Consider the following 7,624-nt stretch of genomic DNA (forward strand, 5'->3'; position numbering starts at 1 on the left):
TTTGTCAACGTATTTAACTATTTATCAATCCTCCTTCCTTGCGGTACCGCAAAAGCAGTACTGCCGCGTTTCAACGTCTTTTCTACAAAAAGCATAGCACACGCGGTGGAAAATACACATTAAATTGCCTTATCTCAAAGGTTCGACAGGAACATTGTCATGTTATAATGAAAACAGCTATTGCTTGAAAAACGGAGGTTATTTTTTTGATTGAACTTATTGCTACTGCAGAGTCATTGGAGCAGGCAGAAGCGCTTTTGGACGCGGGCGCGGATCGGCTTTACATTGGTGGGCATCCCTTTGGTCTTCGCCTGCCGCAGCCGCTCAGTCTTGAACAAATCGAAGACGTGATCAAGCGAGCGCATCAGCGCGGCAAGAAGGTCACGGTTTCGTGTAACGCCTTGATGCACAATCAGCAGATCGCGCAGCTGCCGGACTACTTGCAGAAGTTAGCCGATTTCGGTGCCGATGCGGTTGCAATCGGTGATCCGGGCGCGATTTTAACGCTAAAAGAATTGAAACTGGAACTGCCGTTTGTTTACGATGCGGGAACACTTGTGACCTCGGCGGAACAAATCGCTTTTTGGGTCAATCAAGGCGCTTCCGGGGCGGTTGCCGCTCGCGAGCTAACCTTGAAGGAGTTGTTTGCGATGCAGAAGAAACTCAAGCAGCCGGTTGAAGTTCAGGTCTACGGCCCGACCTGCATCCATCAATCAGGGCGGCCGCTGCTCACCAATTATTTCACCTATACCCATGCGGAAGCGCCCGATCAACAATTGTTTTTGCGTGATCCGAAAAATGCGGACAGCCAGTATCCGATTTTCGAGGATGAAGACGGGACACATATTTTCTCGACTGAAGATCTGTCGCTGATTGGTCAGCTCGGCCTGATGGTTGAAAATGGATTAGAGACATGGAAGCTGGACGGTGTACTGCTTCACGGTGACCGTTTTGTCCGCATCGTTGCACTGTTTGATGAAGCAAGACGTGCAATCGAGGCGGGCGCGTTTGTCCCGGAAAGCTTCGCCAACCGTTTGGCTAAACTACAGCCGGCACACCGTCCGCTCGGCACCGGTTTTTATTTGAAGAATCCTGAAGATGTCCATTGAGCCAAACCGAGGATCTCAGAACTACAGCAAGGGAGAACGAACATGACAGAAATAAAAAATAAACCAGAGGTACTTGCGCCGGCAGGTAATCTGGAAAAATTAAAAATGGCGATTCGTTATGGCGCCGATGCGGTCTATATTGGCGGACAAGCCTATGGATTACGCTCACGTGCCGGGAATTTTTCTTATGAAGAGATGGCGGAAGGGGTTGCGTTCGCCCACGCGCGCGGCGCGAAAGTATTTGTTGCGGCGAATATGGTGACGCACGAAGGCGATGCCGGAGGCGCTGATGCGTTTTTCAAAACGTTGCAATCCATCGGCATCGACGCGGTGATCATTTCTGATCCGGCAATGATTACGATCTGTGCACAAGCGGCACCGGGTTTGGCGATTCATCTGTCCACACAGGCGTCGGCAACCAATTACAAAACGCTTGAATTCTGGAAAAGCCTCGGTTTGGAACGGGTCGTTCTTGCCCGCGAAGTAGGTATTGAAGAAATTCGCGAAATGCGCCGCCATACGGACATTGAGATTGAAGCGTTTGTTCATGGCGCGATGTGTATCGCTTATTCCGGACGCTGCACCCTTTCCAATCATATGGTGAATCGCGACGCCAATCGCGGCGGCTGCGCGCAATCCTGCCGCTGGAAATATGACCTGTTCGACATGGATGAGGGCGAGGCACGCAGCCACATACAGGACGGCGAGCCGTTCTCAATGAGCGCCGTTGATCTGGCGATGCTGCGTCACCTACCGGACATGATCGACGCCGGCGTGAACAGTCTTAAAATTGAGGGGCGAATGAAGTCGATTCATTACGTATCGACCGTTGCCAATGTCTATCGGAATGCGGTTGACGCATATTGTAAGGATCCGGAACACTTCCGCTTCGATCCGGCATGGGAAGAGGAGATCTGGAAAGTGGCTCAGCGTGATCTGTCGACCGGCTTCTATTATGGTGTTCCTGGCGAGAAGGAGCAGCTGTTCGGCAAGCCGCGCAAAATTCCGAAATACACCTTTGCCGCGCAAGTACTGGACTATAATCCGGAGACGCATCTGGCTACCTTAGAGCAGCGCAATAATTTCGGTGTCGGTGAAGAAGTGGAATTCTACGGACCAGGTTTTGTCCATTTTAAACAGACGGTACGCGATCTGTGGAACGAGGACGGCGAGCCGATTGATCGGGCACCGAATCCGATGATGACCGTCACCATGACCGTCGATGCACCGGTTGAACCTTACTTCTTAATGCGAAAAAAGTGAGAGATGATTTAAGAGAACCTTCGCTCAGCTTGAGCGGAGGTTTTTTGCGTGCGCCCGCCACCACCGACAGCTGATGCACTAAGCCGCGAAAGCCTTAATCGAGCTAAGCTTTACACGTTTTCGCTACGCCTTTAACGAGGTTAGGTACGACTTTAACGAGATTCGCTACGCCTTTTACGAGGTTAGGTACAACTTTAACGAGATTCGCTACGCCTTTTACGAGGTTAGGTACAACTTTAACGGGATTTGCTACGACTTTTAAGCGGTTAGCTACAATTTTGACTGATTGCCTGTAACCGTTTAGTTTGCCAGTTCTACTACGATGTTCCGTAATCGCTGCATGGCCTGCTCCATTTCTTGCAATGATGCGTAGGCATAGGATAGCCGCAAGTAGCGGCGCGCGCTGCGATCATAGAGAACACCTGGATTGATCAGTACATCGTGACGCAAAGCGGCTTCAAAGAGCAGCTTAGGATCAATCGCCGGGAGCAGCTCCAGCCAGATGTAAAACCCGCCTGAAGGAATTTGCCATTGGCCGAGATCGGCAAAGTAGGTATGAAGCAGATCAACGAGATGATTGCGTCGCATGCGCAGCTGTTTGCGAACAAAGGCCGCATGTTCCTGATAGAGCCCGGTTCGTAGGCATTCCGCGGCTGCTAATTGCGCTAAGGAACTCGATCCATAGTCGCTTTGCATTTTAATATCGGCGAGTCGTTCAATCACCGCTTCAGGACCAACAATCCAGCCGATTCTCAGTCCCGCGCTCAGCACTTTAGACATGCTGCCAACATAGAGGACGTTTCCAGAATGATCCATACTTTTCAAGGATGGGGGAGGGGGCGCGTCCAGCCAGAGTTCACGGTACACATCATCCTCGATAATCGGCAGCTGTTCCTGTTGGCAGACGGAAAGCAGCTGTTGCCTTCGCTTCTCCGGCATGAGCGCGCCGGTCGGATTATCAAAAGAAGGGATCGTATAAAGAATGACGCCATGATATTTTCGTTTGCACGCCGCCAAACGTTCCGGCTGCAGGCCTTCATGATCGCTTGGCAGACCAATGAAGCGCATGCCTAAGGATTGAAAAACGTGAACGGAGTAAAGGTAAGAGGGCTTTGCGAGCAGCAACGATGAACCGCGGTCAAGTAATCCGCTTGAAATAAGCTGCAAGGCTTGCAGGGCTCCGGATACCACAAGAATGGAAGAAGGAGAGGCATTGATGCCGTCTGTTTTCAGATGGCGGGACAGCGCTTCACGCAGATGAAGCGCTCCTTTGGGTTCCTGATAGCCGAGTGACAGCAGGTTTGGCGATAGCGCTTTAACTAATTCAGTGAATTTTTCGCTGGGCAGAAGTTCAGGACTGAGCTCGCCGGTTCCCATACGAATCACCCTTGGATTAAATTCGGCCAGATTGATTTTTTGGATCATCGGAAGATTCGGTTTGTATCTGCCGGCTTCAACATAAGTGCCCCAGTCGGTTGCTTTCTTCTGCGCCATGAGGCTCCAGGTGCTATTGATCACGCGCGTACCGCCGCCGTGCCTGCCCTCAATCAGTCCTTGTGCAGCTAGAGACTCGAGTGCAGTAATAATGGTACTGCGATTCACATGAAAAAAAGAGGCAAGTGCGCGTTGTGATGGAAGTTTGGCACCGCTCGCCCACTCACCGTTTTTTATTTTTTCTGCAATATAGTCTTGAATTTGACGGTACAAAGGGATAGCCGACTGGCGCTTTAAGGGCATTGTTCTTCCTCCACTACTTGGTTGGCAGTCAATAGTTAATGAAAAGGCCAACTGCCTAATTTATCTATAATTTTATCATGATTTGGCTGGGTTAAAGAAAAAAGTTTGGTTGGAGACATTTTTCTTTTTTTCAATCAAAATAAGGAATGGGACTTATGAAACTTCAAGGGGGTTCGTCAATGCTTTCAGCTGTTATTCATGGCTTTATTCTCGCAATTGGGCTGATCTTGCCGCTTGGCGCTCAGAATATCTTTATCTTTAATCAAGGGGCACGGGCGCCGCGGATTACCGGCGCACTGGCGGCAATTATTGCCGCAGCGCTTTCGGACACATTACTCATTTTTCTAGCGGTCTCCGGAGCTTCGTTGCTACTCTTTTCCGATCCGCGCGTGCAACGGCTCATTATGGCGGGTGGCGTTCTTTTTTTAATCTGGATCGGGTTCTCAATTTGGAAGGAGCAGGCGAATCTAAAGCCGGATCACGCAGAATTATTTGCGGCAAAAAAACAAGTGACCTTTGCGCTCTCGGTGTCGTTGCTCAATCCGCATGCGCTTTTGGATACCATCGGCGTGATTGGAACGAACGCACTCAATTACAGCGGCAGTGAAAAATGGGCCTTTGCTGCTGCTTGTGCGTCGGTCTCTTGGCTGTGGTTTTTCGGACTTGCCTGGTGCGGGCATGGGGTGGGCAAGATCAGCGACGGCACGCGCATCCGATCCCTTATAAATAAGCTGTCGGCTGTGATGATTTGGGGGATTGCACTTTATCTCGCCTTTTCCTTGTTGCCGCGCTAAAGGAACATCCGTGGTTAACGGTATGTGGTCATGCGCACCTTGAATTTTCCGAAAAAAAAGACTACGATAGTGTTAGCAGTCGAATCAAGCGAGTGCTAATTCCTGTATCACGCGTAACAATCAATTTAAAGGAGTGCGATGTTGATATGAGTGAACAGGTAGCCTATGTAAGTACGTATTTGCCTCAACGGTGCGGGATTGCAACCTATACCTATCATCTAAGACAGGGCGTTCAGAAAGCGAAACGTGATGCGCTCGATGACCCGGTTGTTGTCATCAAGGATAAGGACACCGTGTATCCGAACGATCCGTTTTCCGACTGGGCGATTGAGAAAGAAAACCGCGCCGCGTATGCATGCGTCGCTGAGAAACTGAATCAAAGTTCGGTGAAAGTTGTGTCGCTGCAACATGAGTTTGGTATTTTCGGCGGGAATGCCGGTGCCTATATCCTTGATTTTGTACGCGCTTTAAAAAAGCCGTTGGTGACAACCTTTCATACCGTTTTTAAAATGCCGCAAGAACCGTACGCCTCGATTCAGCGGGAACTGGCCCAGCGAAGTGCTCGGATCGTGGTGATGAATCATAAAGCCATTTCTTATCTTAAAAACAGTTTTCATATTCCGGAAGATAAAATCGTGTTTATTCCTCATGGCACGCCAACACCTGATCTGAGAAAACGTAACACCTTTCGTGAGCAAGTTGGCTGGACCGATCGCAAAGTAATCATGACCTTCGGCTTTCTCAGCCGCAACAAAGGAATTGAAGCCGTTTTGCGCGCGCTTCCGAAGGTGATTAAAAAAGTGCCGAACGCTTTATATGTGATCATTGGCCAGACGCATCCCAACGTCAAACGTCAAGAAGGCGAGACATACCGCAATGAGTTAAAAACGTTCATCGATCAGCATCAGCTGCAGAATCATGTACAAATGATCGACGCCTTCATGACGGAGGACGATTTGGTTCACTATATAACCGCGTGCGATCTTTACATCACTCCGTATCCGGGAATGGATCAGATTACAAGCGGGACGCTCGCCTACGCGATTGGCCTTGGCCGCCCGGTCTTGACAACGCCGTACCGCTATGCACAGGATCTGCTCAAAGACAATAAAGAATTATTTGTTGCGTATCATGATCAAGCAGGATGGATTGAAAAAATCGATACCTTGCTTGTTCATGATAAACTGCGCGCCTCCTACCAGGCGAAAATGGCTCAAATAGGCTTGCCGATGAGCTGGCCACAGGTCGGTAAAAAGTATCGCCAGGTTTTTTTAGAAGCCATTCAAAATGTATTGCGTTCCGGGGTGGAGCCGATTGCCAAAACGCAAAATTGAGTTGACCCATCTTAAACGGATGACGGACGATACCGGGATCGTCGAGCATGCACTGGGCAACATTCCGCGTCGCGGCGAAGGATATGCCACCGATGACAACGCCCGCGCACTATGGCTGACCTGCACATGGCGGCACAGGATTGCTTCTGATCCGACAATGCGCGGCAAGGCCGAAGAACTGCAACGTCTGGCGGACATCTATTTGTCATTTCTGTGTCATGCGCAGCAACCGGACGGCCACTTTCATAACAATTACAGCTACGACCGTTCGCCGGAAGCAGAGGAGCCCTCGGACGACTGTTTCGGCAGGTCACTTTGGGGCTGCGCGGTTGCAAGCCTGAATCTGCCTCATCCGGACAGCCGTTTCGCCGCAGCAGCGCTTTTTCAAAAGGGATTTCGTACTGCAGAAATGCTCAAACACTTGCGCGGCAGAGCGTACACGCTCGCAGCGGCAAGTCTCCTGCTTTCGTGTAACAATGAACTGAGTCATTTGCCGCGGTTCCAGAACTTCATTCGTGAGCAGGCGCCTGAGCGGGTGGAAGCACTGGAAGCGCAGCTTCTGACCGCCTATGAACAGAATGCCGATGGCGACTGGCAGTGGTTCGAACCGGTGATGACTTATGGAAACGGCATACTGCCCTGGGCGCTGTTCCATTCGTATCAAGTAACCGGCAACAGCGACGCACTGTTGATCGCTGAGGAAACACTCGACTTCCTGATCGACAAAATGACTGGCGAAGAAGGACAAGTCCGCCCGATCGGCAATCGTACATGGTGTACACCGGATCACTGTGACCACTGGGATCAGCAGCCGCTCGAAGTAATGAAACTGGCGCTCGCTGCCGAGCAAGCATACACCGCACTGAGTAATCCGGAGCACTATTTATCCGTAATTGAGAAATGCCACGCCTGGTTTCATGGAGAAAACGATCTGCAGCAGCCGGTTGCTGATTCAGATGGCGGTTGCCATGACGGACTGGAGCCAGGCGGTATGAACCGCAATCAAGGAGCAGAGTCGACAATTGCTTACTTGATGACCGAACTTATTTATGCGAGCAGCAGAGAAAAGGCATTGTCAAGAGCATAGCTTAGCAATAAAAATAGAAAATAACGAATCAAACAATACGCAAAGCGATCAAAGCGGCGCGCATTGCTGGTGGGAAGCAGTTGTGCTGTTTCTAAATCGATCTAATTTGCTCGGTGGTTGGAATCCGATCGTCAATCGGACTTCAGCCGCCGAGTTTTTCTTGTTTTACGTCGTCTCGTCAGTGCGCGGTTCGCAGGAATCGCTTGCATCATAAGTTCAGTCAATGTAATTTCTGCATAAACCATTGTTGCGTACAAGCAGACTGGTCGGATAAGTTTGGGCAAGAATAAGCTATTTTCA

6 protein-coding genes are annotated in these 7,624 nt (G+C 50.2%); 5 read left to right on the top strand and 1 reads right to left on the bottom strand.

What is annotated here, in order from left to right; all coding sequences use genetic code 11:
• Nucleotides 1-209: 209 nt before the first annotated feature.
• Nucleotides 210-1,109, top strand: coding sequence for a peptidase U32 family protein (locus tag SIN01_RS13185; protein ID WP_047035270.1), 900 nt, complete (start codon nt 210-212; stop codon nt 1,107-1,109).
• Between the two features lie 42 nt (nt 1,110-1,151).
• Complete coding sequence (locus SIN01_RS13190) at nt 1,152-2,372, top strand: peptidase U32 family protein (protein ID WP_047035269.1); 1,221 nt, start codon at nt 1,152-1,154, stop codon at nt 2,370-2,372.
• Between the two features lie 300 nt (nt 2,373-2,672).
• On the opposite strand, the gene SIN01_RS13195 is transcribed toward SIN01_RS13190, so the two are convergent.
• A complete protein-coding gene (locus SIN01_RS13195; RefSeq protein WP_010025780.1) occupies nt 2,673-4,109 on the bottom strand; it encodes an aminotransferase-like domain-containing protein in 1,437 nt (478 codons plus the stop codon).
• A gap of 179 nt (nt 4,110-4,288) precedes the next feature.
• Between SIN01_RS13195 and SIN01_RS13200 the strand changes: the two genes are divergently transcribed.
• The 3 genes from SIN01_RS13200 (at nt 4,289) to SIN01_RS13210 (ending at nt 7,324) form a co-directional block, all read left to right on the top strand.
• On the top strand, nt 4,289-4,903 hold the full coding sequence (locus tag SIN01_RS13200) for a LysE/ArgO family amino acid transporter (protein ID WP_010025783.1): 615 nt from the start codon (nt 4,289-4,291) through the stop codon (nt 4,901-4,903).
• Nucleotides 4,904-5,049: 146 nt separating this feature from the next.
• Entirely contained in the window at nt 5,050-6,237 is a 1,188-nt protein-coding gene (locus SIN01_RS13205; RefSeq protein ID WP_010025785.1) for a glycosyltransferase family 4 protein, read from the top strand.
• On the top strand, nt 6,218-7,324 hold the full coding sequence (locus SIN01_RS13210) for a hypothetical protein (RefSeq protein WP_010025788.1): 1,107 nt from the start codon (nt 6,218-6,220) through the stop codon (nt 7,322-7,324). Before SIN01_RS13205 ends, SIN01_RS13210 begins: the two co-directional genes overlap by 20 nt.
• The last annotated feature ends 300 nt before the right edge of the window (nt 7,325-7,624 follow it).

It is taken from the genome of Sporolactobacillus inulinus, from assembly GCF_006539285.1.
Lineage (GTDB): Bacteria > Bacillota > Bacilli > Bacillales > Sporolactobacillaceae > Sporolactobacillus > Sporolactobacillus inulinus.